The sequence below is a fragment of the Actinomycetospora callitridis genome, assembly GCF_028737265.1.
In the GTDB taxonomy this organism is placed as follows: Bacteria; Actinomycetota; Actinomycetes; order Mycobacteriales; family Pseudonocardiaceae; genus Actinomycetospora; species Actinomycetospora callitridis.
The window spans coordinates 174,609-198,886 of record NZ_JAQZAK010000007.1 but is presented as its reverse complement, the minus strand read 5'-3'; the positions used below and the strand labels follow the sequence as shown (position 1 = coordinate 198,886).

Annotated in this window: 25 protein-coding genes; 12 read left to right on the top strand and 13 right to left on the bottom strand. The window is 72.1% G+C overall.

From position 1 onward, the window contains the following. The first annotated feature begins 15 nt into the window (after nt 1–15). Together PH191_RS21410 and PH191_RS21405 are read left to right on the top strand one after the other, a co-directional pair. Complete coding sequence (locus PH191_RS21410) at nt 16–465, top strand: hypothetical protein (RefSeq protein ID WP_274196654.1); 450 nt, start codon at nt 16–18, stop codon at nt 463–465. Further along, complete coding sequence (locus tag PH191_RS21405) at nt 462–1,634, top strand: zinc-dependent alcohol dehydrogenase (RefSeq protein WP_274196653.1); 1,173 nt, start codon at nt 462–464, stop codon at nt 1,632–1,634. Before PH191_RS21410 ends, PH191_RS21405 begins: the two co-directional genes overlap by 4 nt. Before the next feature lie 21 nt (nt 1,635–1,655). On the opposite strand, the gene PH191_RS21400 is transcribed toward PH191_RS21405, so the two are convergent. Together PH191_RS21400 and PH191_RS21395 are read right to left on the bottom strand one after the other, a co-directional pair. Then, complete coding sequence (locus PH191_RS21400; protein ID WP_274196652.1) at nt 1,656–3,113, bottom strand: PucR family transcriptional regulator; 1,458 nt, start codon at nt 3,111–3,113, stop codon at nt 1,656–1,658. Between the two features lie 108 nt (nt 3,114–3,221). Next, nucleotides 3,222–3,980, bottom strand: coding sequence for an ANTAR domain-containing protein (locus PH191_RS21395; protein ID WP_274196651.1), 759 nt, complete (start codon nt 3,978–3,980; stop codon nt 3,222–3,224). 448 nt (nt 3,981–4,428) lie between these two features. On the opposite strand from PH191_RS21395, the gene PH191_RS21390 reads away from it, so the two are divergent. From PH191_RS21390 to PH191_RS21380, 3 genes are read left to right on the top strand one after another with little or no spacing between them, the layout of a single operon-like run. Further along, a complete protein-coding gene (locus tag PH191_RS21390) occupies nt 4,429–5,292 on the top strand; it encodes an SRPBCC family protein (RefSeq protein ID WP_274196650.1) in 864 nt (287 codons plus the stop codon). 20 nt (nt 5,293–5,312) lie between these two features. Then, a complete protein-coding gene (locus PH191_RS21385; RefSeq protein WP_274196649.1) occupies nt 5,313–6,482 on the top strand; it encodes a zinc-dependent alcohol dehydrogenase in 1,170 nt (389 codons plus the stop codon). A gap of 47 nt (nt 6,483–6,529) precedes the next feature. Further along, the gene (locus PH191_RS21380) at nt 6,530–6,904 is read left to right on the top strand and encodes a hypothetical protein (protein ID WP_274196648.1); all 375 of its coding nucleotides are present in this window, start codon (nt 6,530–6,532) and stop codon (nt 6,902–6,904) included. A 664-nt stretch (nt 6,905–7,568) separates the two neighbouring features. Here PH191_RS21380 and PH191_RS21375 read toward each other — a convergent pair. Next, nucleotides 7,569–8,543 carry an AraC family transcriptional regulator gene (locus PH191_RS21375; RefSeq protein ID WP_274196647.1) on the bottom strand — a complete coding sequence of 325 codons (975 nt, stop codon included), beginning with the start codon at nt 8,541–8,543 and terminating at the stop codon, nt 7,569–7,571. 149 nt (nt 8,544–8,692) lie between these two features. Between PH191_RS21375 and PH191_RS21370 the strand changes: the two genes are divergently transcribed. After that, nucleotides 8,693–9,550: an MBL fold metallo-hydrolase gene (locus PH191_RS21370; protein WP_274196646.1), complete on the top strand. Its 858-nt coding sequence runs from the start codon at nt 8,693–8,695 to the stop codon at nt 9,548–9,550. Nucleotides 9,551–9,577: 27 nt separating this feature from the next. Here the strand turns inward: PH191_RS21370 and PH191_RS21365 are convergent, their stop codons facing one another. Next, nucleotides 9,578–10,057, bottom strand: coding sequence for a cupin domain-containing protein (locus PH191_RS21365; protein WP_274196645.1), 480 nt, complete (start codon nt 10,055–10,057; stop codon nt 9,578–9,580). Nucleotides 10,058–10,106: 49 nt separating this feature from the next. Then, nucleotides 10,107–10,808 carry a LysR family substrate-binding domain-containing protein gene (locus PH191_RS21360; RefSeq protein ID WP_274196644.1) on the bottom strand — a complete coding sequence of 234 codons (702 nt, stop codon included), beginning with the start codon at nt 10,806–10,808 and terminating at the stop codon, nt 10,107–10,109. 42 nt (nt 10,809–10,850) lie between these two features. Between PH191_RS21360 and PH191_RS21355 the strand changes: the two genes are divergently transcribed. Both PH191_RS21355 and gvpO read left to right on the top strand, forming a co-directional pair. Continuing rightward, the gene (locus PH191_RS21355) at nt 10,851–11,243 is read left to right on the top strand and encodes a DUF5997 family protein (protein ID WP_274196643.1); all 393 of its coding nucleotides are present in this window, start codon (nt 10,851–10,853) and stop codon (nt 11,241–11,243) included. Nucleotides 11,244–11,319: 76 nt separating this feature from the next. Further along, nucleotides 11,320–11,592 (top strand): gas vesicle protein GvpO, encoded by a 273-nt coding sequence (gene gvpO / locus PH191_RS21350; protein ID WP_274196642.1) that lies wholly within the window; start codon nt 11,320–11,322, stop codon nt 11,590–11,592. Nucleotides 11,593–11,621: 29 nt separating this feature from the next. Here the strand turns inward: gvpO and PH191_RS21345 are convergent, their stop codons facing one another. The 3 genes from PH191_RS21345 to PH191_RS21335 form a co-directional block, all read right to left on the bottom strand. Continuing rightward, complete coding sequence (locus tag PH191_RS21345; protein ID WP_274196641.1) at nt 11,622–12,098, bottom strand: ATP-binding protein; 477 nt, start codon at nt 12,096–12,098, stop codon at nt 11,622–11,624. Nucleotides 12,099–12,266: 168 nt separating this feature from the next. After that, nucleotides 12,267–12,749: a DUF1269 domain-containing protein gene (locus PH191_RS21340; protein WP_274196640.1), complete on the bottom strand. Its 483-nt coding sequence runs from the start codon at nt 12,747–12,749 to the stop codon at nt 12,267–12,269. 125 nt (nt 12,750–12,874) lie between these two features. Continuing rightward, nucleotides 12,875–13,306 (bottom strand): DUF7144 family membrane protein, encoded by a 432-nt coding sequence (locus PH191_RS21335; protein WP_274196639.1) that lies wholly within the window; start codon nt 13,304–13,306, stop codon nt 12,875–12,877. 286 nt (nt 13,307–13,592) lie between these two features. Here PH191_RS21335 and PH191_RS21330 point away from each other — a divergent pair, with 286 nt between their 5' ends. After that, nucleotides 13,593–13,835 (top strand): hypothetical protein, encoded by a 243-nt coding sequence (locus PH191_RS21330; protein ID WP_274196638.1) that lies wholly within the window; start codon nt 13,593–13,595, stop codon nt 13,833–13,835. Nucleotides 13,836–13,917: 82 nt separating this feature from the next. Here PH191_RS21330 and PH191_RS21325 read toward each other — a convergent pair whose 3' ends face one another. After that, on the bottom strand, nt 13,918–16,530 hold the full coding sequence (locus PH191_RS21325) for a winged helix-turn-helix domain-containing protein (protein WP_274196637.1): 2,613 nt from the start codon (nt 16,528–16,530) through the stop codon (nt 13,918–13,920). 293 nt (nt 16,531–16,823) lie between these two features. Between PH191_RS21325 and PH191_RS21320 the strand changes: the two genes are divergently transcribed. Next, the gene (locus PH191_RS21320) at nt 16,824–17,030 is read left to right on the top strand and encodes a hypothetical protein (protein WP_274196636.1); all 207 of its coding nucleotides are present in this window, start codon (nt 16,824–16,826) and stop codon (nt 17,028–17,030) included. 278 nt (nt 17,031–17,308) lie between these two features. After that, nucleotides 17,309–18,127, top strand: a complete 819-nt coding sequence (locus PH191_RS21315; RefSeq protein ID WP_274196635.1) for a M48 family metallopeptidase — start codon at nt 17,309–17,311, stop codon at nt 18,125–18,127. Nucleotides 18,128–18,147: 20 nt separating this feature from the next. On the opposite strand, the gene PH191_RS21310 is transcribed toward PH191_RS21315, so the two are convergent. Further along, the gene (locus PH191_RS21310) at nt 18,148–19,923 is read right to left on the bottom strand and encodes a BCCT family transporter (protein ID WP_420791834.1); all 1,776 of its coding nucleotides are present in this window, start codon (nt 19,921–19,923) and stop codon (nt 18,148–18,150) included. 26 nt (nt 19,924–19,949) lie between these two features. Further along, nucleotides 19,950–20,423 (bottom strand): DUF7144 family membrane protein, encoded by a 474-nt coding sequence (locus PH191_RS21305; RefSeq protein ID WP_274196634.1) that lies wholly within the window; start codon nt 20,421–20,423, stop codon nt 19,950–19,952. A 128-nt stretch (nt 20,424–20,551) separates the two neighbouring features. Between PH191_RS21305 and PH191_RS21300 the strand changes: the two genes are divergently transcribed. Continuing rightward, nucleotides 20,552–22,147, top strand: a complete 1,596-nt coding sequence (locus PH191_RS21300; RefSeq protein ID WP_274196633.1) for an MFS transporter — start codon at nt 20,552–20,554, stop codon at nt 22,145–22,147. A gap of 7 nt (nt 22,148–22,154) precedes the next feature. On the opposite strand, the gene PH191_RS21295 is transcribed toward PH191_RS21300, so the two are convergent. Beyond that, complete coding sequence (locus PH191_RS21295; protein ID WP_274196632.1) at nt 22,155–23,777, bottom strand: alpha/beta hydrolase; 1,623 nt, start codon at nt 23,775–23,777, stop codon at nt 22,155–22,157. A 25-nt stretch (nt 23,778–23,802) separates the two neighbouring features. Further along, complete coding sequence (locus tag PH191_RS21290; RefSeq protein ID WP_274196631.1) at nt 23,803–24,267, bottom strand: DUF7144 family membrane protein; 465 nt, start codon at nt 24,265–24,267, stop codon at nt 23,803–23,805. Nucleotides 24,268–24,278 lie beyond the last annotated feature (11 nt).

Below are 24,278 nucleotides of genomic sequence, written 5' to 3'. Positions count from 1 at the left end.
CCGGAGGGGGAGAACATGACGAGCAGAACCGTGGTCGATCCGACGAACTGGGCCGAGCGGGCGATCGGCGCCGTGCGGGGGCTGGTCGGGTCCGCCGACCAGGGTCGTGACGGGGCCGATGGTCCGGGGCGGTGGCTGGTGGTCACGATCTACCGGCAGATCGACGACGTCCAGACCCAGGTGGACGCCTCCGGTCCGCTGAGCCGGATGAGGGGCGAGATCGAGCTGACCGTCCGCCCGGCACCGGGCGACAAGGGCACCGAGCTGGCGGTGCGCCCGACGGCACCCGACGGCGGCTCGGTCGACGTGCGCCGCCGGCTGCGTGCGGCGTTGCGCGAGACCAAGTCGATCCTCGAGTGCGGCGAGGTCGTCGAACCGTCGCGCCCGGGATCGAGTCATCCCGGCCCGGCCGGACAGGTGCTGCGCGCGGTCACCCGCCGGGCGTGGGGAGAGGGGCGACTGTGAAGGCCTTGTGCTGGGAGGGCGTCAACAAGCTCGCGATCGAGCAGGTTCCCGACCCCCGGATCCAGAACGCCCACGACGTGATCGTCAAGGTCCGCTACACCGTCACCTGCGGCTCGGACCTGCACCTGCTCGGCGGCTACATCCCGGCCATGGAGTCCGGCGACGTGATCGGCCACGAGTTCATGGGCGAGATCGTCGAGATCGGACCCGAGGTGACGAAACACCAGGTCGGGGACCGGGTGGTCGTGGTGTCGTTCATCGGCTGCGGGACCTGCTGGTACTGCGACAACGACCTGTGGTCGCTGTGCGACAACACCAACACCAACCCCGGCATCACCCAGGCCCTCTGGGGTTCCGATCCGGGAGGCATCTTCGGCTACTCCCACGCCATGGGCGGGTTCATGGGCAGCCACGCCGAGTACGTCCGGGTCCCGTTCGCCGACCACGGCGCCTTCACCGTTCCCGAGGCGGTCGACGACCTCTCGGCCCTGTTCGCCTCCGACGGCGTCCCGACCGGCTGGATGGGCGCGCACCTCGGCGGGGTCGGACCGGGCGACACGGTCGCGGTGTGGGGCGCCGGAGGGGTCGGGCAGATGGCCGCACGCGCGGCCATGCTGCTCGGCGCCGAGCAGGTCGTCGTCATCGACCGGATACCCGAGCGCCTGTCCATGACCGCGACCCACATCGGTGCCGAGACCCTCGACTACAGCAGCACCGACGTCGGTGCGGAGCTGCGCGAGCGCACCGGAGGACGCGGGCCGGACGTGTGCATCGAGGCCGTCGGCCAGGAGGCGCACACCTACGGCCCGGAGTACCTCTACGACAAGGTCAAGCAGCAGCTGCGCCTGGAGAACGACCGGCCCCCCGCGATCCGCGAGGCGATCATGGCCTGCCGCAAGGGCGGGTCGGTGTTCTCCCTCGGGGTGTTCGCCGGGCTGGTCGACAAGTTCCCGCTCGGGGCGCTGATGAACAAGGGCCTAACCCTGCGCGGCGCCCAGCAGCACGGTCAGCGTTACGTCCCCGAGCTGCTCGACCGCATCGCCCGGGGCGAGATCAGTACCAGCCACCTCGCCACCCACGTCATGTCGTTGGACGAGGGCCCGCACGGCTACGACATGTTCAAGAACAAGCAGGACGGCTGCGTCCGCGCGGTCTTCCAGCCCGGGTGACCACGTGCCGGGACGGCCGGCTCACCCGGGCGCCAGGTGCTCCGACCTGGGCAGGACGGGTGGGTCGGCCACCACGGCGGCACGAACGGCAACGTGCAGGTTCAGCCGGGTGTCGGCGTGCGCGAGGTCGTGCCCCGAGAGCTCCCGGATGCGCTGGAGGCGGTACCGCAGCGTGGAGCGGTGGATGTGCAGCGCCGCGGCGGTGTCGTCGTAGTTGCCGCTGTGGTCGAGGTAGGTCTCCAGGGTGTGCACGAGGTCGGCCTGTCGCTCCGCGTCGTAGGCGAGGAGGGTGCCGAGCCAGTCGTCGACGAAGGCGCGCGCCTCGCGGCGGCCCTGCGGGGTGGCCAGCAGTCGGTAGAGCCCGAGGTCCTCGAACGTGACGAGCCCCCGTGGCTCGTCCTGCCGCAGTCGGACCGTGAGTGCCTGCATCGCTTCGCGGTACGAGCGGGGGAGGTGCTCGGGCCGTTCGACGAAGCCGCCGACCCCGAGGGCGGGGGCGTTGCGCAGCACCCGGGTGAAGGCGTCGTGCACGACCCGCCAGGCCGCCCGAGGACGCCCGTCGCGTCGGCCGGCCCGCTCGTCCTCGCATCCACCCCCGGAGTGGGCACGGTCCGACCACGGGGTCATCGCGTTCCCGCCACCGTCGAGCCACGCGCTGGGGGTCCCGCACACGAGGATCGCGATCTTCCCCCGCAAGGTGCCCAGGTAGGGCATGTCGAGGTCGCGTGCGGCCCGTTCGACCAGGTCGCCCACGGCTTCGCCGTCGGGCCAGCGCCCGTCGCGGGGCTGGAGCGCCATCACGCGGTGGGGACCGGTGAGGTCGTGGCTCAGCGCCGACGCGCGCCCCACCCGACGCTCGATCTCGGCCACGAGGTCGGCCTCCGCGGGCTCGAGCAGCACCATCTCCACGAGATCGTGGCGCAGCCGTAGTTCGGTCCTCGCCAGGTGGCGGCGGTGCAGCAGGTGCAGGGTGAGCGCGCTCGTGGCGAGACCGATCGCGTGCAGGGCCCCGGCCCGGGGGCTCCCGGGGCGCGTGTCGGACTCCGGTGTCTTGTCGTCGGAGGGTTCGAGCGAGGCCTCCAGGTCGAGGACGACGAGCAGGCCGAGCACGGTGCCGTGGGACGCGGCCACGCTCGCCAGCTGGTCCCGGGCCCGTTGGGGGCCCGACATCCTCCGCGCCGCGTCGATCACGCGGTCCCGTTGCCCGCGCGTCAATCGCGGGAACGGCTCGCGGCCGTCCGCTCCGGCCCGGGCGAGGACGCGGCCGAACGGGTCCTCCACGGTCACGTCGAGCCCCAGGTGGTCGTGGAGCACGTCGGCGATCCCCTGCTCCGGGACGTCGGTGAGCAGGGCCTGGCTGAGCTGCTCCTGGAAGCGGTACTCCCGGGCCAGGGCGGCCTCGACCTCGGTGCGGGCCTCGCGGTCGCGGCGGGCGTCCGTGTCTCCGGAGCTGTCCGCAGAGCGATCGCTACCCGTCATCTACACACGTGACCGCAACGATCTTGGCTGGTCAAGCACGGGTGAATAGTCACCGTACTTCGCAATGCGGATCGTGGCTCACGTGTTCCGAATACGGATGAGGGGCTGTCAGAGGGTCCGGCAGGCGACGACCCAGGCGGCGACGTCGTAGAGCTTCGTGTTGGTGGTCTGGGACGCGCGACGCAGGCGTGCGAAGGCCTCGTCGGCGTCCACGTCGTACTGGTTCATGAGGATGCCCTTGGCCTGTCCGATGACGTCGCGGCGGACGACCGCCTTCTCCAGGTTCTCCACCCGGTCGGTGCCGGCGAGGGCGAGCGAGGCGTGGGCGACGAACATCCGGGCGCACCGTTGGGTCCGCACCCGCGCCGAGCGGTCGTCGAGGGCGTGTCGCGTCACGTGCAGGTTCAGCGCCCCCACCGGAGCTCTGCTCGTGAGACGCACCGACAGGCTGGCCCGCACGCCGTGACGGACCGCCTCCGGGACGAACCGGGGCCACCGCGTCTCGGTGGCGGCGTTGGAGAGGGTCACGGTGTCGGCACCGGCGACCGCGTCGATGCACGGGCCCTCGCCCATCCCGATCTGGGCCTGATCGACCCGTGCCGCCGTCTCCGTGGTGTGGCCGCCACAGGCCAGTACCCCGCGGCGGGCCCGCACGGCGACACCGGCGTCGCGGACGTCCGGCACGATCGCCACGGCGCCGTACGCGATCCGCGGGAGTGCGTCCGCGACCCTCTCGGCCGCGGCGATGTCGCGAGCCGACGTCAGCAGCGCTGTCAGGAGCTCGTCCCCGTCGTCCTCGTCCTCGTCCTCGTCCTCGACGTCGGAGGACCACACCGTCACCACCGGGTTCTCCGCGTGCCTCGTCACGTGCCACCTCCGCCCGTCGTCACGCCCGTCGTCACTCCCGTCGTCACGCCCGTCGTCACGCCCGTCGTCACGCCCGTCGTCACGCCCGTCGTCACGCCCGTCGTCACGCCCGTCGTCACGCCCGTCGTCACAGTCCGTCCGACCATGCGCTCCGGGCGACGGTCGGGGCACCGGCCCCGCCGGTCACAACCTGAGGGCCGGGGCTCGCCTGCGGGGACGAGCTTCGACAGGAACGCTCCGGCCGCCACCTCGGCCCGGCGGACCGGGCTCGTCGGCGCGACGTCCACCTGGGAGCACGAGATTCGTCCGTCCCCGGTCCCGGCGTCGCCGAGCCGGTTGCACCCTCGCCCGACGGGAGCACGAAGGGAGACGTTCGATGAGGGCGCGGCTGTCGGGCGACGGTGGATCGGGACGGGACGTGTCGGCGGGTCTCGCGAGGGGCCTGGGGGTGCTGAGTCTGGCGCTGGGGGCGGCGGAGCTCGCCGCGCCGGGCGAGGTCGTACGGCTGGTGGGTCTCCGGGAGGACAGCCCGGCCGTCCGGACGGTCACGTGTCTGTACGGGGCCCGGGAGCTGGCGCACGGCACGGGCATCCTCAGCGGGCACAGCACGGCCGGATGGGTCTGGAGCCGGGTCGCCGGCGACGTGCTCGACATCGCCACGGTGATGGCCGGTGCGCGGCGGATGGGAGCCGCGCCGGCACGGCTCGGGTCGGCCCTCGCAGCGCTCGCGGGGGTGACCGTCGCGGACGTCGCGATCGCCCGCGCGCTCTCCCGCCGGAGCGACGACGGCGCCGGCGAGTGCCGGGCCTCCGCGGCCGTCACCGTCAACCGGTCCCGGTCGGAGACGTACCGACAGTGGCGCGACCTCGAGCGCCTCCCGGAGTTCATGGCGCACCTCCGCTCGGTGACCACCGAGGAGTCGGGACGCTCGCACTGGGAGGCCACCGGTCCGGCCGGATCCACCGTCCGCTGGGACGCCGAGATCGTGGAGGACCGCGAGGGCGAGGAGATCTCCTGGAGGTCCCTCGAGGGCGCCGACGTCGAGAACACCGGCTCGGTGCGCTTCAGCGACGCCGCGGGCGGACGGGGCACGGAGGTCGTGGTCGACCTGCGCTACCGCCCGCCGGGCGGGCGTGCGGGCGCCGTCGTCGCGAAGCTGCTCGGCGAGGAGCCGAACCAGCAGCTACGCGACGACCTGCGGCGCTTCAAGCAGGTCGTGGAGGTCGGCGAGGTGGTCCGCTCCGAGGGCAGCCCGTCCGGGCAGTCCACCGGTCAGCAGCTCGCCCAGCGTCCGGCCGAGCCGGTCGCCTGAGGACGAGGAGGGAGAGACCCATGCGGGCCAACTGTTGGACGGGCAAGCGATCGGTGGAGGTCCGGGACGTTCCCGACCCGGCGATCCTCAACCGGCGCGACGCCATCGTGAAGATCACCTCGACGGCCATCTGCGGCTCCGACCTGCACCTGTACAACGGGCTGATCCCCACGATGCGTGACGGTGACGTCCTCGGCCACGAGTTCATGGGGGAGGTGGTCGAGGTCGGTCCGGGGGTGGACGACCTGGCGGTCGGGGACCGCGTCGTGGTCCCGTTCCCCATCGCCTGCGGCGTGTGCGGAGCCTGCGAGCGCGGGATGACGGCGCTGTGCGAGAACTCCAACCCCAACGCCGGCGTCGCCGAGAAGCTCATGGGCCACTCGCCGGCCGCGCTGTTCGGCTACTCCCACATGCTCGGTGGCTACCCCGGTGGCCAGGCCGAGTACGCCCGGGTGCCGTTCGCCGACTTCGGGGCCCTCAAGGTGGAGTCCGACCTCTCCGACGAGAAGGTCCTCTTCCTCTCCGACATCTTCCCCACGGGTTACATGGGTGCCGACATGGCCGAGGTCGGTCCCGGCGACGTCGTCGCGGTCTGGGGCGCCGGCCCCGTGGGCCAGTTCGCGATCGCGAGCTGCTTCCTGCGCGGTGCCGAGCGGGTCTTCGCGATCGACCGCGTCGAGCACCGCCTGCGGATGGCGCAGGAGGCCGGCGCCGAGACGCTGGACTACGAGCAGGTGTCGGTACCCGAGGCGCTCACGGAGATGACCGGGGGGAGGGGGCCGGACAAGTGCATCGACGCGGTGGGGATGGAGGCCCACCACGCCAACGGGGCGCTCCACGCGTACGACCGCACCAAGCAGGCCGTGGGTCTCGAGACCGAACGGCCGCACGTGCTGCGCGAGGCCGTCATGAGCTGCGCCAACGGCGGCATCGTGTCGGTCATCGGCGTCTACGGCGGGTTCACCGACAAGTTCCCCATGGGGTCGTTCATGAACCGGTACCTCACGATGCGGGCCGGTCAGTGCCACGTCCACCGCTACATGCCGAAGCTGCTCCAGCACATCCGCAACGGCGACATCGACCCCTCCTTCGTCATCACCCACCGGATGGCGCTCGACGACGCCCCCAGGGGCTACCAGACCTTCCTGGAGAAGGCCGACGGATGCGAGAAGGTCGTCCTCACGCCGTGACGGCGTGGCCCTGTACGCCCTGTCCACGACGCCACGGGGAGACGGAAGTGTCGAATCCCGGGACCTACGAGATCCAGGTGGGGCCGGTGCTCGTCGACGTCCCCCGCTCGATCGGCTACTTCGGTGGCGTCGGCGCGGCGGTGGTCCTCGGGCTGGTCGATCCGCCGCTCGCGACGTTCATCGCCGCGGCCCCCTTCCTCGTGATGCTGACCCATCGATCGCTCCCGGCGCCGGTCCGCTTCCTCGGGGAGACCCTCGAAGGAGCCGCGAAGCCCGTCGGCGGGGACGACGACGGCTACGTGAAGCTCCAGGACGAGCAGCGCGACGACGAGCGTGCTCGGGCGCTCGCCGCGGAAGCCCGCCGCGGGCACGCTCTCCAGGTCGGTCAGGACGACGAGCGTCCCGTGTCCTCGTCGTCCTGACACCAGTCGCTCCGAGGACGACGGGGGAGGGGCACCGGGAAGGGCGCGGGATGGGTCCGGACCGGAGCACCCGGGGGTAGGGGCGACCTGCCCGGACCCATCCCGCCACGACCGCCGGTCGCCGGGGGGCGACGACCGGACGGCCGGGTCAGGGGATCGATCGTTGCTTCGGAGGGGGACGATCGACAACCGAAGGCTTCCGCCAGCGAGGCGCACTCCGGAGCGTCCACAGCAGCGACGAGGGCCTGCGGCGTGCGTGGCGACCGCACGATCCGCAGCGCCGCGTCCTGCGCCCACAGGCCCGCGGCGAGGTCTGCGACCGCCGCCACCACCACCGGCGCTGCGGTGTGGGTGGCCCTCATGTCGAGGACCACGACCGCGACGGGGCGGCGGAGGACGACGCGACGCAGCATCACCGCGGCGGCGATGCCCACCACGTCCCGCGTGCGCACCACCGTCCCCCAGGCCGTGTCGACGACCGAGACCGAGGGCCCGCTGTCGGGGGCGGTCGCGCCGGGGTCGGTGATCATCGCTCGCTCTCACGCCGTCGTGGTCGGGGTCCGGACCGGGAGCTCGGTGGACGCCCGAAGATGTACCGAGAGCGACGTGCCGCGGTCGATCCGTCCACGGCAATCCTCGACCGTTCGGCGACCGGCAGGCCTGGTCAACCGCGGCGCAGCGTCGCCCCCGGCGGACGGCCGTAGGTCCGGCGGTAGGCCTGGGAGAACCGGCTGACGTGGCTGAACCCCCAGCGGTGCGCGACCGCCGCCACGGTCGTCCCGCGCGGGTTCGCGGCGCGGAGCTCGGCGTGGGCGCGCTCGAGCCGGACGAGCCGCAGGTAGGCCATCGGTGTCGTGCCGAGATGGCGTCGGAAGCCGTCGTGCAGGGTGCGGGTGGAGGCGCCGGCGAGGTGGGCGAGGGTGGTCGGGGTGAACGGCTGCGCCGGATCGCTGCGGATCGCCTCGACGGCGCGACGCACCGGCGTCCGGCTCCAGCACCGCGACGGGCGCCCCAGCGCGTCACGCCACCGGTGCTCGGTGGCGTGGACGAAACCGGTGACCACGGCGTCGTGCAACGGCGCGGCGATCGTCGGGTGCGACAGCACGCTCGACGTCGCGCGGGCCTCGTCGCACAGGAGCCGGACCAGCCGGTCCCACCGCCGTCCCGGTGTGCTGCGCAGGTCGATGTGCGGGTCCAGCACGGGGTCCGGCGGCACCGGGTGACCGAGCTGCTCCTCCAGCACCGCGTTGACGGCCCCCCGGTCGATCCGCACGGCGTACGAGCCGTACTCGTCGCTCGTCGTCATCGCCACGGGACCGACCGGGTGGTACACCGCCCCGTACCCCGGCGTCACCTCCACCGCTCGCCGGCGGTGGCGGGCGTGCATCGCGCCGGAGGCGGCGTAGTTGACGTAGTAGCAGTCCTCCAGGTCGGCCATACCGATCTCGAGCCCGGAGCTGACGTGGGCCACCCCGACCGCCAGGGCACCGAGGACGACCCCGTCGAAGCGGAAGTCGTAGCTCGCTCCGCGGTCCACGAGGTCCATGGACGTCGTGAAGAAGTCCTCCCCCACGGCCGCCTTGGCGCCGTCGAGGTCGTGCTCGCGGAACGAGAAGAACGCCGCAGGCCCCGGTGCCACCCGGTCACCCTAGGCACAGCCCGGGCCTGCGGCTCGACGCCGCAGTGCGTGTCCCGCACCGCCGGACACCACGCTCGACCGGGCGTCGGCGCGCGCGGTGGGATGCCGGGAGTCGACCGGGGGGCGTCCGATCACCGGTGGAGGCCGCCATGGACTACTCGATCCGCCCTCTGTGCTTCTCCCACGTCGACCTCCCGCGAGAGTTCTTCGGAGGGGTGCCGATCCACAGCGGGGAGGGCGTCTCCTCCTCGCCGATGATCTACGTACTGCTCAGCGGTCAGGACGCGGTCGGCGTGGTGCACCACCACCTCGTCGACGCGGGCTTCCACGCCGACAAGTGGATCCATCGGTTCGGGTTCTACGACTGGGAGTCCCCGGAGGCGGTCCTGGACAAGGTCGGGGTGCGCCCGGAAGAGATCGAGAACGTCTTCCTGACCCACATGCACTTCGATCACGCCAACAACGTCGGAGCGTTCGTGAACGCCGACGTCCACGTGCAGTGGGAGGAGTACCAGGGCTGGCTGAAGGCGCTGGCCCTCCCGGACCTCTACACCCCGCTGGGCGAGGAGAGCTGGATCACCTCGTCGTTCGACCGCGACGACGCCCGTGTCTTCGGCGAGCTCGCACGGGATCAGCGCCTGAAGTTCGTCGGCGACGACCACGAGCTCGTCCCCGGCATCCGCGGTCACCTGTCGAAGGACGGTCACACCTTCGGCACCCAGTGGATCTCGGTGGAGACCTCCGGCGGTCGCTACGTCGTCGCCGGCGACGCGGTCATGTGGTACTCGAACGTCGAGGAGATGTGGCCGAGCGGCTACACCAACGGGAACACCTACTCGATGCTGATGACCTACGGCCAGATCCACGAGTACCTCGACGGCGAGATCGACCGGATCGTCCCCGGTCACGACACGCTGGTGTTCGATCGGCACCCGAGCTGGAAGGTCGGTCCGAACGAGGTCGCCGAGGTGCACGTCGCGAGCTGGGACACTTCACGGCGCCCGTGATCCCGATGAGGTCCGCAGGAGCGCCGGTCAGGCGCCGGGCACCGAGCCGGGCGGGAGGAACTCGACGTCGTGGAGCGCGGACTGCCGCACGACCTCGGCGGGGTCGGTGAGGTCGTGCAGCTGGTCGAACAGGTGGGCCAGCTTCCCGGTCGGACTCACCCAGAACAGGGCTCGGGAGTCGGCCTCGCTGCGGTTGTAGTAGGCGTGCGGGAGGCCGCGCGGCATGAGCACCGTGTCTCCGGGGCCCGCTTTCTCCCATTCCCCGTCGAGGTAGAGCGTGAAGACCCCGTCGAGGACGTGGATGTGCTCGTCCTGGGTGGGGTGGACGTGCGGCGGCACGCCGGTGCCGGGCGGGTCGAGGGTCTCGAAGGCGAAGCTGGACTCGCTGACGGCCCGCGCCCAGTAGGTGTGGCCGAGCACGTTCCACACCCGTCGGTGCTGACCCTCCCCGGCACGCACGATGCCCTTGGGCAGGGGACCCAGCACGATCTCGTCGCCGTCGAACATGGCCGGACCGTAGTGCTCCGACGGCACCGGTCACCAGGGTCGCCGGCGGTCACCGACGACGGGCTGCGCGGCGCCGGGTAGGTCCCGATCCCTTCTTCGCGGAGGTGGGGGCGCCCGGTGGCGGGTCGTCCCGACGGCGGGGGGTGCGGGAGCTGTTGGTGGTGCGTCCGCGGACGACGCCGATGAACTCCTCCATCAGCTCGGTGTTCTCCGCATCCGGCCAGGTGAGGACGACGCTGGACTGCGGCGCGTCGGTCACCGGCCGGTGGGCGAGGTCGCGGCGGTGGTGCAGGCGCGCCAGGGACTGGGGGAGGACCAGCAGGCCGACACCCGCGGCGACGAGCTCGATCGCCTCGGCCGTCGTCGTGGCCTCGAAGGCCGGGGCGTGGCCCGGGGGGTCGCCGGGCCAGGGGAGGGTGTCGTCCCGGGGACGGAGGACGATCTCGTCGGCAAGATCGTCGAGCCCTGCCTCGTCGACCGCGGTGAACGCGTGGTCCTTCGGCACGACGGCCACGGTGGTCTCGGTGTAGAGCGGGATCGCGTGCAACCCGGCCCGGTCGATCGGCAGCCGGACCACGCCGGCGTCCATCGCGCCGTCCCGGATCCGGTCGATGACGTCGTCCGTGGTCGCGCCGAGGAGCTCGAGGGGGACGTCGGGACGACGCTCGGCCCAGATCCGCGCCCACTTGCCGGGCGTGACACCCGGGACGTAGCCGAGCCGGAAGGACGCGGTCCCGCCCGGCTCGGTCACGGGCTCAGGCTAGCGGCCGGTGGGGCCCGATAATCTGGGCCGATGACGCGGCAGAGGGCGACGCAGACGATGAAGCCCGCGACGGCGGCGAAGAAGCTGGGCGTGCACCTCGACGCGACGCCCGCGGAGTTCCGCGACGGCGTGGTCTCACGCGACGAGCTCGACGCCCTCCAGGCCGACCCGCCCGCGTGGCTGCGCGAGCTGCGTCGCGACGGCCCGCACCCGCGCCCCGTCGTCGCGGACCGGCTCGGGGTGTCGATCTCCGGTCTGGCCCGGGCCGAGATCACGGAGCCGCTGACCACCGCCCAGATCACGGCGCTCAAGGAGGAGCAGCCGGAGTGGCTGCGCCGCGAGCGCAGCCTCCGCGCCGAGGTGCAGCGCGAGGAGGCCCGACTGCGCGCCGAGCGGGCCGGCGGCGGGGGCACCGGGTCGTAGGCCGCCGACCGTTCCCGGTGGGGATGACCGTCACCTGTGCGATCCGGACGAGCGCTCGAGCGAGGAGCATGGCGGGATGGCCCTCTCCCGTGAGCGTGTGCACGCCGTGTCACGGGCCGCGCTGGCCGAGGTCGCCGGGCTGACCGGCAAGGACGTCGAGAAGGTCGTGGCCCTGCGCCGGGACGGCGAGGTGTGGGTGCTGGACGTCGAGGTCGTCGACCTGCGGCGGGTCCCGGAGTCCACCGACCTCATGGCCACCTATCGGGTCCACCTCGACGACGCGGACAACGTCCTGGAGCTCCGCCGCGTCCGCCGCTACGTCCGGGCGTGGGTCGGCGACGACAGCTGAGGACGGCGACGGGGAGTTCGGCAGGCAGCTCAGGCTGCGTCGGCTCCGGGCCGCCGGGTGCTCCAGCACATCCGGACCGTCGTGCCGTGCGGGGAGGTCGTGATGGTGGAGCGGTCGGCCAGGCGCGCGATCAGGGTGGTGCCGCGGCCGCGGTAGCCGGGATCCTCGGGCGGTGGGCGCCACCGTCCGTCGTCCTGCACCGTGACGGCCAGGCCGCCGCTGCAGCCCCTCGCGCCGGCGAGGAGCTCGACGGTGCACGGATGCTCGCGCGCGGCGTGCTCGACGACGTTGGTGACGGCCTCGTCGGTCAACAGGACCATCGCGTCCACGGTGTCCTCGTCGGCTCCGCTCGCCGCGGCCCACCGGCGGAACGACCGCCGCAGCGACCGCACGGCCCCCGGGAGCGCGGCCTCGCGGAGCCGGAGTCCCTCGGGCGACGCCTGTTCCGACTCGGGACGGCAGTCGCAGCCGGGGCCTCCGCCGGCAGCGGTTCTCCCTGTTCGCACGGCCGTGATGTCGACCAGTCCTCCTCGTCGTGGGCGCTACCGACGTTCGCCGACGATAGGGCCAACTCTGCGGATGCCACGAGGACGGTGCCGGCAACCGTCATGTGCCCGGCGCCTCAGGGCGGCGGTCCGCCGCGAGCGATCTCGAACGTTCCCGGCTCCGGGGAGTCAGGCGAAGACCTCCTTGAGGGCCTTCTCCTGGTCCTCGGAGAGGTTCGTGTGGATCAGCTCCACACGATCGCCCCGGAAGGCATCGTGGACCTTGTCCATGACCGCTCCCGAGGTCATGACGAACAAGGCGGACGTGCCCGGCGTGACCTGGTCCCGCACCTTCTTGATGAAGTCGTCGTCGATCCCGACGTCGGCCAGAGCTCCGCTCGCTGCGCCGGTGGCCGCCCCGAGAGCGGCCCCGAGCAGGGGAACGAAGAAGATCAGGCCGAAGAGCATGCCCCAGAACATGCCGCCCATCGCGCCTGCCCCCACGAGGTTGTGGAGCTGTCGGGTGGTCGGGCGCTTGGCGCCCTCCTCCCACGAGATCGTGGCGGCATCGTGGACATGGATCAGCTCCTGCTTCTCCAATGACTTCAGCCGGTCGACGGCTCCGTCCGCGCCATCGGTCGTCTGGAACTTCCACACTGTCAGCGTCGCCATGGTCGGTGAGCCTTTCTGGAGGGGTCGAGCCGCGAGCCAGGCTCGCCGCGCGGACGCTCGGCCACCTCACACACGTCGGGTGAGACCCCCCCACGAGGGATCCGACACCGCCCGCCGGCTCGGGCTCATGCGCGTGTGTCGTCCCAGGTCACCATCAGGGCATAGAGGACGAGCACGTCGAGCGCGAGCACGAGGATCGACCAGATCGGGTAGGCCGGCAGCCACGCCAGTTGCACGATCATGTTGACCGTCACGAGCCCGATGCCCAACGCGCGGGCCCAGCCCGGGACGTCGCGTCCGAGCAGGGCGACTCCGGTGGCCAGGACGAGCACGCCGAGGACCAGGTGGAGCCAGCCCCAGGCCACGAGGTCGATGGCGAGCACAGCGCCGTCGACGGCCACGTACGTCGTGGGGGCGGCCAGCGCGAGGATGCCCTCGAGGACCGAGAAGGTGCCGGTCACCGCCATCACGATGCCGCCGAAGCGGACCCAGCCGGACCAGGACCCGGGCGAGCCGCTCGCCGGCGGGTCGGCCTGCCGCTGCCGAGGGATCGACACGCGGTCCTGCGAGGGTCTCGGCGTCTGTTGTTCGGTCATCATCGCCTCCGCACGGGCGGCAGAGCTGGGTGGACGAGGTCTGCCTGCACGGTGCTCCCTGCCGCGGGGCCCCTCCTCGCCCTGCGCGGGTGAGCTCTCCGACCGGCAGCACGTGGCTGTCCGGACCGTCGATCCGGTACGGCGCGAGGGTCGCCCACAGCGGGCGAGGGTGACGCGGATTCGGCGGTCCACGGTGTCCCGAGGGGGATCCGCGAACCCCACGATGGACCTACGCACGGAGGAGCTCATGGACAGCACCACCGAGGAGTCGGCCCACTGGGAGTGGCACGTCGAGATCCCCTACATCGGTCCGGTGGGCTGGCCCCTCACCGGCAGCCTCAGCTACCTGATCACGGTCAGCGCCCTCGCCGCCTTCGCGGTGATCCCCTGGCCGGTCGCCGGCCTCCTCGGGCTGGGCCATGTCCTGGCGCGCGATCGCGACCACCGCGTGGTCAGCGAGATCGGCGCGGGCCTGAAGGCCGCCGGATGACCGGCCGCCACATGTCGGCTCGAGCGCCGACGACCCCTTCCCGCCGGCCCGGCCGGCACTCCTCCCGGCGGCTCGTCGAGCCTCAGTCGGAGCTGGAGAGGAGGCCTGCCCGGCGAGCCCGGAGCACGGCGGCGCGACGGGTCTCGGCGCCGAGCTTGTGGTAGATGGCGCGCTGGTGGGTCTTCACCGTGTTGGCGGAGACCGCGAGGTCCTCGGCGATCTCCACCACGGACCGCATGCTCGGCAGGAGCTCGAGGACCTCCCGTTCCCGTTCGGTGAGCGCGACGACCGGCGGTGCGGACCCCGACGGGCCGGCGGACAGTACGCGTCCGACCATCCGGTCCAGGTCGTCGAAGCTCCCGCGTCGCTGCTCGAGGTACTGGTGGATCGCCGGTGCTGCTCGCAGGAGGGGACGGACGACACCCTGCGTGGCCGCACGCCGGAGTGCTTCGTGCAGCCGCCGGCGGACGAACGGGTGCGCTCCTTGCGCGAGGGCGATCTCCGCATCGAGCACGGCGGACTCGACGGCGCCGAGAGCGGTGACGAACGGGAGGCTGCCGTTGCACCCCGGGGCGAGGAGCTGGCGTGCACGCACGTCCCGGGTGGTGGCCCAGAGCTCGCGGGCCCGCAGGAGGACCGCGTCGCCGGTCCCGTCGAGCCGGGCCTCGACGTCACGCACGATCTCCGCGGCCTCGTGTGCCCGCCCCAGACCGAGCGCCATCTCGTGCTCGAGCAGGGCGGCCAGGGCGACCTGGCGAACGTCGAGCTGGTCCGTGTCGTGTCGAGCGCGGCAGGCACGCAGGCGGTGCCATCCGTCGAGCTCCCGGCCGCTGTCGTGTTCCGCGGTGCCACGCAGGACCTCGAGCGACCGACGGTGCTCCACATGGTTGAGGGCAGCCATCCCCTCGGCCCGGGCGACCCCGGCGAGAGCATGCTCCGGGCGCCCACCGAGGACATCGGCGCCGGCCAGCACCACCAGGGCGCCCACCGCCCACGGAGTGTGCTTCCACCCCTCGTGAGCCACCGATCGCAGGACGGCCTGGGCGTGCTCGACGGCCACGAGGAGGTCGTCGCGGTGGGCGTGGGCGAGCGCCAGGACGGTCCTGGCCTGCACGACGGCGTAGGGCCATCCGTGCCGCTCGGCCAGCGACAGGGCCTTCTCCGCGTCGGCGCGAGCACGGTCCGGCTCCGAGGTGACCGACGCGTAACCGCGGGTCGCCAGGGAGAGGGTCCGCAGCGGAGCTCCGGTGACGGCTTCCGGAGCGATCCGCAGGGCCGCGGCCTGCGCGTCCACCGGTCGGCCACGAGCGAGCGCCAGACGGGTCTGCAGCACGGCGCGGACGGTGCCGAGGTTGGCGTCGTCCTCGCCGGTCTCGTCCCCGACGTCCCGCGCGAGGGTCGCCGCGCGGTCGAGCTCGTCGTGCTCGAGCGCCGCGAGAGCGAGCACGATGCGTGCGCGGTGGTCCTCACCGCGGGCCTCGAGCAGACGGTCGGGCTCCTCGAGGGACCGGAACGCACCACGGGCCAGCAGCTCGATCGCGCGGGCCCTGAGGAGGGCCTCGGTCCCGGCGACGTCGCACGCGAGGGCGGAGTGGTGGAGGGCGGCGTCGGGGTCGTCCTGGGCCTCGTACCACGCGGCCGCGCGCTGGTAGAGGTTGCGGAGGTCCTGCCAGCGGGTGCGTCGCAACCTGGCGACGACGTGGCTGCGCAGCAGCTCGTGGGTGTGGAACTGCTCGCGCCGACGGTCGATGGCGGTGACCATGCTCGTGGACGCCTCCACGTGCTCGAGGCCCTCGGCCGCCTCGGGATCGCCGGTCAGGACGGCGGCCAGTTCCACCGAGATCGGCGAGCACGCGCTGGCGGCCTCGACGAGGCGGCGCTCCCGATCGTCGAATTTGGACAGGACCTCGTCCACCACGTAGTCGGCCACCGAGCGGTCGTCGCCGGCGAAGTCCTGCACCACTGCGGCAGGGTCGGGTGAGCTCTGCAGGGACCTCGCCACCAGACGCAGCGCGGCCACCCAGCCCTCGGTCCGTTCCACGAGACTGCCGATCTGTTCCGAGGTCAGGTCGATCGACGTCTGCTCGAACAGCTGCGCGGTGTCCGCGATCGTGAAGGCGAGCCGGTCGACCCGCACCTCACGTAGGCGGCCGTCCAGACGGAGCCGATCCAGTCCGACGGGTGGGTCGAACCGGCTGCACAGGACGATCGTGAGGCCCCGGATCGGATACCGGACCAGGGCACGGAGCTCACGCTCGGCCGGATGCCCCAGGAGCTCGTGGACGTCGTCGAGGACCAGCCGCACCGGATCGGGCAGGGCGTCGAGCGCATCGAGGACCGTGGCGAGGAAGGCATCGTCATGCCGGTGCCCGGCGGCGGGGGCCACGTGCAGGCCGTGGAGTGCGCTGTCCGCGGGGACCTGTGCGCACCCGCACAGTGCGGTGATCACCGATCGCCACCACGTGGCCTCGTCCCGGTCCGCCGCGTCCAGCGACAGCCAGGCCGTCGGGACGGCGGGCGTGGCGCGGACCCAGTCGGCCAATGCCACGGTCTTCCCGTGGCCCGGCGGGGCGCTGACGAGCACCACCGGGCAGGAGCCCGTCGCGCCGGCCGGATCGTCGAGCGCCTGCCGCACCCGGAGGCGTTCGACGATCTCGGCGGGGAGTAGCGGCACCGTGGTCTTCGAGAGTCGCATGGCCCGTTCACCGCCAACTGCTCGGTCAGTCGGAGTGGGTGTGCCAGTGTGACCTGGTTGTGGCGCCGGGGACAGCTGTGAGTGGGTTCTTCGACCGAACGCCCGATTTGTCCGTGCACGCAGCGGCAAGCGTTCACGCCGTCGGTCGTCCGCTCCACGGACGACCCGGGTCCCGTCGTCGGGTCACCTCTGGGGCATGAGGCCGCTCGAGGGGTCGGCGAGCCACGCTGTGCTCCCCGGAGGCGTCACGAGCTCCGGCCACCACTACGCGCGCAGGTCGGTGAGGGCTTTCCATGGCATCCACCCGTTACGAGCTCCGGGTCCAGGGACGACTGTCCCCCGACGTCAGTCGGGACTTCGAGGAGTTCGACGTGTCCGAGGCCCCGGCCGAGACCGTCCTGCTGGGCGAGGTCGTCGACGGGGCCCACCTCCACGGCGTCCTGGCCCGCCTCGAGTCGTTCGGGCTGCATCTCGTCTCCCTGCGCGCGATGCCGCGGTAGGCCCCCGAGGGGGCGCGGACTGCGGGTTGGGCCGATCGCCCTCATCCGTGGGAGACGAGGCCGCGCGCTGCGTCTCCGCCCACCATCGGCGCGAGACCGATCTGCCGTCCGGAGGCCGTCATGAGCGACCAGCAGGCATCGACCCCCAGGGTCGACGTCGGCGGTGTCCCGGTCGTCCTCGACGTCGTCGTGCTCGACGCCCTGGTCGCGACCTGGAACCCCCGGATCTCGACCTCGTGAGGACCGGCCGGACCCGAGGATCGAGGCACCCGGCCGAGGTGCCGTTCTTCGTCGCGATGGTGGTCCTCAACCTGGCCCTCGTGCTGGTGATCGTGAGATCGGCGCTCGTGGTGCCCTTCGTGCCGGCGGAGATGCAGGACTCCGGTGTCGCGAACACCGTCCGCGCCGCGCTGGTCGGGCTCCTGCTCTTCGTTCCCGCCCTGATCGTCGTGCGGGAGGTGCAGCGCGCCTCGGTCCTGGGCACGGCCGTGCAGTTGTCGGAGCGGCAGTACCCGGCCCTCTACGGCACCGCGCAGGAGTTCGCGGAGGCCCTCGGCCTCGGCCGGCGACCCGTCGTCTTCCTGGCCAACGGGAACGGCGCGCTCAACGCCTTCGCCGCCCAGGCGGCCGGCCAGGACTACGTCGTCGTGTCGAGCGAGCTGTTCGCCCACCTGCACGACGAGAACCGCGACGGCCTGCGCTTCATCCTGGGACACGAGATGGCACACATCCGTCTGCACCACGTCTCGCTCTGGTACCAGCTCGCGGTGGCCTACTCCCAGCGGATACCGATCCTCGGTCCGACGCTGTCCCGGTTGCGGGAGTACTCCTGCGACCGTTTCGGCGCCGCGCTCGCGCCGCACGGCGCCTCCGGTCTCGTCCTCCTCGCCTCCGGCCGTTACACCGAGACCGAGGTCGACATCGAGCAGCTCCTCGATCAGGGCCGCCGTCTCACCGGGTTCTGGGTCGGCCTCGCCCAGCTCCCGCGATCGCACCCGTTCACGGTGCGCAGGCTGGAGCGTCTCGTCGGGCTCGGACTCCTCGCGACGTCACCGACCCACCCCGTCGCCGACCCCACGCTGGGGAAGTCCGCCTAGGGACGGGGCGCCCACCCGGCTCAGGGCGGCGTCTCGGTCCCGTCCCCGTCCCCGTCCCCGTCGCCGACGGTGACCGCCTCCGCGTCGTCCGCCCCACGTCGAGGTCGTGCTCCCGGGAAGGCCAGCACGCGGAGGGTGAAGTGGTCGCCGTAGTGGCTGGTGCCGTAGCCGACGGCCTGTTCGACGACCGAGGCGCTCTTGTCCTCGAGCCTCACCTGCGGGTCGTTCCTCAGGTCGCGCGCGAACGCGACGCAGAGGAGCACCATGATCACCACAAAGGGCGCGGCGACGAGGATGGTGAGGCTCTCCAGGCCCTTGAGCGCGTCCTCCCCGCCGACCAGCAGCATCACCACCGCGACCGCGCCCATCATCGCGCCCCAGAAGACGACCACCCAGCGCTTCGGCTCGTCGGTGCCCCGTTGGGAGAGTGTGCCGGTCACGATCGATGCGGCATCCGCCCCGGAGACGAAGAAGATCGCGACGAGGACCATGACGAGCAACCCGGTGAACGAGGCGGCGGGGTACTGCGAGAGCACCGCGAACAGCTGCTGCTCGGTGCCCTCGGCCGCAGGGTCGAGCCCGATCTTCTGCTGGGCGATGGCCGAGCCCCCGAAGATGGCGAACCAGACGAGGCTGACCACGCTCGGCACCAGGATGACGCCGCCGACGAACTGCCGGATCGTGCGCCCCCGGCTGATCTTCGCCAGGAACATGCCGACGAACGGCGTCCAGGAGATCCACCAGGCCCAGTAGAAGATCGTCCAGTCGCTCAGCCACTCGAGCATCGCCGGGCCGCCGGTCGCCTCGGAGCGGCCGGCCATCTCGAAGAAGTCGCTGAAGTAGGCCATGAGCCCGGTCTGCAGGAGGTCGAGGATGAGCACGGTCGGGCCGAGGACGAACACGAACAGCGCGAGCAGGCCCGCGAGCACCATGTTGATGTTCGACAGCCACTGGATGCCGCGCGCGATGCCCGACACCGCGGAGAGGACGAACGCCGCGGTGAGCACGATGATCATCGGGACGAGGACGCTGTTGCCGACGGAGGCGACCAGCCCGGTCGCCTCGAGCCCGCCACCGATCTGGAGGGCGCCCAGTCCCAGGGACGCGGCCGACCCGAACACGGTCGCGAAGATGGCGATGACGTCGATGACCTTGCCGAGCCAGCCCTCGGCCGCCCGCTGGCCGATCAGCGGGACGAAGGCGGAGCTGATGAGCTGTCTGCGGCCCTTGCGGAAGGTCGAGTACGCGATGGCCAGGCCGACCACCGCATAGATCGCCCAGGGGTGCAGGGTCCAGTGGAACAGCGAGGTCGCCATCGCCGTGCGCACGGCCTCGACGTCGTCGCCCCGTGGCACGGAACCCGGCGGGGGACTGGTGTAGAAGGCGAGCGGCTCGGCGACGCCGTAGAACATCAACCCGATGCCCATGCCCGCGCTGAACATCATCGCCACCCACGACGACGTCCGGAACGCCGGCCGCTCGTCGTCCCGGCCGAGGCGGATGCGCCCGAACCGACTGAACGCGAGACACAGGGCGAAGACGACGAACCCGAGCGCGGCGAGGCTGAACGCCCATCCGCCCGACCGGATGAGTCCGTCGAGCAGTGAACCGGTCACCGACGCGAGTGAGGTGGGGTCGACGACGCCCCAGCCGACGAAGGCCAGGACCAGCGCCCCCCCGACGCCGAACACGACCCAGTCGGGACGGGCGGCGCCGGGGCCACCCGGAGGCCCGGCCGAGCGCGGCGAAGGAGGGTGGTCGTCGGTGCTGCGGCGTGACTCGGGCGCGTCGGGCACGGGTGCCCGGCCGTCCCCGTGGACGGTCACCGCCTGCCCGCGCTGTGCTCGTTGCCGACCGCGACGATCGCGCCGAGGACGAGCACGTCCAGGGCGATCATGATGATCGACCAGATCGGCGCGGCCGGGAGCCAGGCCAGTTGCACGATCGCGCTGAGCCCGACCACCGTGACTCCCGCGGCGCGAGCGCGACCGGACAGGGCGTCGCGGAGCAGGGCGAGGCCGCTGAGGAGCACGAGCGCACCGAGGACGATGTGCAGCCAGGCCCAGCCGGCGAGGTCGATGGCGAGGACGGTCCCCTCGCGGGTGACGTAGGTGTCCGGCGCCGCCAGGGCGATCACGCCCTCGAGCACGGAGAACCCGCCGACGATCACCATCACGATGGCGCCGAAACGCACCCATTCCCTCGCGGGCGTCGTGGGGACGACCGGTGCGTCGTCGTTCCTGCGCGCCGCCGCGTCCTCACGCGCCTGCGCGCGGGCGACGTCTGCCTCCGCCATGTCGACCTCTTCCGCGAATCCGGCTCCTCAGGAGGACGACCTTCCGCCCTGCGGCACTCGGGAGCCTCGCCCACGGCGGGTGATGCCGTTCAGGGACGACCGACGCACGGTGGGTCCAGGAGGTCCCCATGGCCGAGGTGTCGAGCGAGGGGAGCGCACCCACCGGCGGTCGGAGCCGGCTGCTCGCGCTGCTCCTGGCGATGGCGATGTTCGTCCTCGTCGTGGACACGTCGCTGATGAACGTCTCCATCGCGGCGGTCGTGCGCGACCTCGACACGACCGTCAGCGGTGTGCAGTCGGCGATCGCCCTCGAAGCCCTCGTGTCCGCGGCGTTCATCATCATCGGCGGCAAGGTCGGTGACCTGATCGGCCGCAAGAGGGCCTATGTGCTCGGCCTCCTGGGTTATGCGACGGGAGCCGTGGCGATGACCCTGGCGCAGGGCCTCACGGCGATCATCATCTTCTGGGCCGTCATCGGCGGGCTCGGCGCGGCGTTGCTGCTGCCCGCCATGCAGTCGCTGATTCACGGGAACTTCGCCGGCGCCGAGCGCAAGCAGGCCTACGCACTGGTCGGGGCAGCGGCCGCCATCGCCGCGGCGGTCGGCCCACTCCTCGGCGGGTTCATCACGACGTTCCTGTCGTGGCGGCTCGGCTTCGCCCTCGAGGTGCTCATCATCGGCGCCGTGCTCTGCGGCCTGCGCCTGGTGCACGACGTGCCCTACCTCGGCCCGCGTCGCGTGGACGTCCTCGGGTCGGTGCTCTCGGTGGTCGGGATGGGCAGCGTCGTGCTGGGCATCCTCGTCTGGCAGGAGGGCGGCGAGGCCGTCGGTGCCCTCGTCGTCACCGGTGTGGTCGCGCTCGGCCTGCTCGCCGTCTGGCTGATCCGCTGTCGCCGTCGTGGCCGGGCCGCGCTGCTCGACGCCGGGCTCTTCGAGTCCCCGTGGTTCCGCCTGGGGATCTCCGCCCAGTTGCTCCAGCAGACCGCCCTCGGCGGCACGATGATCGCGCTGCCGATCTATCTGCAGATGGTCCTCGAGTACAGCGCCCTGCTCGCCGGCCTCTCGCTCGCGCCGCTGTCGCTGACGATGTTCGCGGTGGCCCTGGTCGCGGGGCGGCGAGCGGGACGTCGACGCCCGGCCACGGTGATCCGGGTCGGCTTCCTGCTCCTCGTGATCGGCAACGCCGTCCTCATCGCGACCGTGCCGCGCGCGGATTTCGGCTGGGCGCTCATCCTCCCGCTCGCGCTCGTGGGTGCCGGCTTCGGACTGCTCGTCTCTCAGCTGAACGCCTACACGCTCGGACCGATGTCCGAGGAGCGCGCGAGCGAGGCCGCCGGGGTCAACTCCGCCGCGGGCTCGTTCGGGCTCTCGCTCGGCCTGGCGCTCGCGGGCGCCGTCATGCTGGCCACGCTCGCGACGACGTTCACCGCCGAGGCGCGCGCCAGCTCGGTGCTCGCGCCCGGCGACCAGGAACGCGTCGCCGCGGCGCTGGAGCACGACGCCGAGGTGATGAGCAATACCGGCCTCGGAGCGCTCCTCGCCGACGAGCCTCCCGCGGCGCGCGAGGAGGTGCTCCGGATCAACACGGTGGCGCGGCCGCCCGCGCTGCAGGCCGCCCTGCTCGTCCCGCTCGTGGCGGGCGTGCTCGGTCTGCTGCTGTCGTTCCCGATGACGCGGCTGCGTGACCCCGAACAGAGCGGGGCCGCCGAGACGGCCCTCGGTTGACCGCGCCTCAGCCGATGCGTGCGCGCAGCTCCGCCAGCTCGTCCGGCGTCACGTCGGCCGGTTGCATGACGGTGTACCACCCGTCGACGTAGGCGGAGGTGTAGTGGTGCCCGTGACCTCCCGGCGGATCGACGGCGAACGGCAGATCGGCGGTCACCTGCCAGAACGTCACGAACGGAATCCAGATCATGCCCGGGAGCACGTCGTCACCGGGCGGCTCACGAATCCAGTCGGGCCGGTGCAGCGCGAGCCGCGGACTCCACCAGACGATGGGATCCGACGGATTCATCATGTAGAGCACCCGGCTCCGGGGCCAGGCACCCTCCGGTGGAATGGCCACCTCCGGGTCGTTCGTGAACCGCACGACCCGGCCGTCCCGGTACACCGGCGCCACCTCGGGGCTGCCCGGCTCGCGGTGATCGGTGAACTCGCGGAACAAGCTGTTGAAATTGGGCGGCCCCGCGAACACGATGCCGGAGGTGCGGTTGGCCATGTCGTACTCACCGCTGAACGCCGTCTCGGCCCCGAACGATCCGAGACTCTCCCCGGCGACGAAGAGCCGGGGTCGCCGGTCCGGGGGCAGGGTCGACCACCTCCCGTACACCGCGTCGAAGAGGGCACGGCCGGCCTCGCGGGCCTTGGACTGGTCGACCAGGTACGACATCCACGACGGCAGGTAGGAGTACTGGAGCGCCACGGTCGCGGAGTCGCCGCCGCTGAGGTACTCGACCGAGTCGACGAGCGCGGGGTCGACCCACCCGCTGCCGGTGGTGGTGACCACCACCAGGTTCCTGCGCTGGAAGCCGCCGGCCCGCTCCAGGTCCCGGACCGCGAGACTCGCGCGCGTCTCGGCATCGGGGGCGGAGTCGAGGCCCGCATAGGTGCGGACGGGCTCGAGAGCCGGCCCGGCGGTCCACCCCTGGATGTCGCTGATCGTCGGGCCGAGGCCCGTGAAGTCCCGCCCCTGCTGACCGAGTGAATCCCAGGGCACCAGCGAATCGGGGCCGCCCGAGCGCACGCTGCTCGCGGGTCGGTCGGTCCCCTCCGACGTGGTGCCGTTCCGCAGGGAGAACGTCGCGTTGGCGGCGTCGACGAACCCGCCGAGGAGCAGACCGCTGACGACCAGGTAGGCCAGCCCGACGGCGACGATCCAGCCCACGGCGTCGGCGGCCCGCCGCCCGATCCATCGGCGGAACAGGCTCGCCCACCACCGGTACAGACCGCGGAGTCCTCGCCCGAGCAGGAGGAGCAGGACGAACGTGATCGCAGCGACGAACGGCGACGCGACCACGAGGACGACGTCGTGGTCGGTGACCCCGACGAGCTCGCGGATCTCCGACTGCCAGTACTGCCCGAGCGCGAACGACACCGCGAGCAGGAGACCCGCCACGACCCCGAGGACGAGCCAGGCACGGTGCCTCGGTCGCCGTGGGTCGCGATCGGCGAAGGCCCGCCAGATCCAGGCGGCGAGCGTTCCCAGGCCGTAGCCGATGACGGCACCGATGCCCCACACCAGACCCTGGACGATCCCGCCGCGGGGAAGGAGGGACGGCGTGAACGACAAGCAGCTGAGGATCAGCGCGCCCCAGCAGCCGGGAAGGGTCAGCGTGAGGAGCGTGGGCCGGCGCACGGCATCCTTCGTCGTGGGTCGGGGCTCAGCGCGACCGGGCGGCCGGGTCCCCGGTCGCGGCGAGCGCGCCGATGATCAGCACGTCGAGCACGATCATCACGACGGACCAGATCGGATAGGCGGGCAGCCACGCGAGCTGGACGACGGTGCTGAGTGCGACCAGCACGATGGCGGTGCCGCGCGCCCAGGAGGGCACCTCCTCGCGCACGAGGCTCGCACCGACGGCCAGGACGAGAGCACCGAGAACGATGTGGAGCCAGCCCCAGCCGGCGAAGGTGACGGTCAGCACGAGCTCGTTGGTGGCCACGTAGGTCGTGGGCAGGAGGAGGGCGATGACGCCTTCGATCACGGCGAACGCGCCGACCACGATCATGAGGACGCCGCCGAAGTGGACCCAGCCGGTCCATGCGTCCGAGAGACCGGACGGGGATCTGCCGTGCGTGGCGCGGGAGTGGGTCGATCGTCCGGTCGGAGTCTGTTGATCGGTCACCGCGGGCTCCT